Below are 1024 nucleotides of genomic sequence, written 5' to 3'. Positions count from 1 at the left end.
CGTACGTTGCCTAAATGGTCTTTGTACTGAAACACATACGAAAAAACTCCACTCTCCTTTTTTACATACCCCTCTGCCGTTGGAAAAAATTGTAATGTTGGCGTGGTTGGAACCTTTTCATTTATCTGTTGTTCCGCTAACGCGCTAAAACGATTCGTTTCTACTGGCGGAGGCGGATCTGTTCCATCGATAGGAGGATCATTAGGATCTTGTGGATCGTCTGGCACTTGCGGATTATCAGGAGGTAAAGGAGAACCTCCCCCGCCCTGATTATTCTGGTTTTCACCATATTTGTACTGAAAACCTCCCAAATAATTGGTATAAGTCGTCAGAGCAAGATCCTTTACAATTTTCTCGAGTTTTTGTCCCGCTGCGTTGTAAATATACTCAATAGTACCACTTGTTCCAAATGTAATTTTCTTAGGCAAATTGAGTTGGTTATAGGCTATACTGGTGATGTTTTTGTTTTTGTCACTGATCATATTTCCGTTGGCATCATAAAGATAATCATCGCCTGTTTTATTTCCGTCGATAAAACCTTTATTATCATTACCATACGGACTGTCTGTAACTTTTTCCAGCTGATTCGAATTCTCACTTAGATAGCCATACGTTAAATCATCTGTTTGTAGTACTATTGATGGCGCGTCACTATCACCATACCTTTGCAAAAACTTGATATTGCCATTCTTATCATAACTTAAACTTTCATTGTAAGCTCCAGAGGATGGAATAGCATCATTAGGTTTTCGATAAAGAGCATTTTTTAATCGGTTAAGATTGTCGTATTGGTAGCCGTAAGATCGTAATGATTGATCTGAGGCTGTTTTCCAGAAAGTCTCTGCAATATTGCCATTGTACAAGGCGTCAACAGCTGAGTTACCGGACTGATTATAATTGATCTTAAAGGCAAATAAATCTACAGGATCTGAATCTTGTTGCAGGTTTTCTATTTTATTGATACCGGTAAGCCAACCTCTGATGTTGTAGCTAAAATCGACTTTTTGTCTGCTGTTTCCTCCTG

Annotated in this window: 1 protein-coding gene; it reads right to left on the bottom strand. The window is 38.9% G+C overall.

Going from position 1 to position 1024, the window contains the following annotated elements; all coding sequences use genetic code 11:
- On the bottom strand, positions 1-1024 hold a 1024-nt coding region (locus tag B0A64_RS25320; protein ID WP_394364105.1), incomplete at both ends, for an RHS repeat domain-containing protein.

Origin of the sequence: Flavobacterium araucananum, assembly GCF_002222055.1 — a bacterium.
Taxonomy (GTDB): Bacteria; Bacteroidota; Bacteroidia; order Flavobacteriales; family Flavobacteriaceae; genus Flavobacterium; species Flavobacterium araucananum.
Note: the sequence above shows the minus strand (reverse complement) of the source record. Positions and strands in the feature narration are given on the sequence as shown.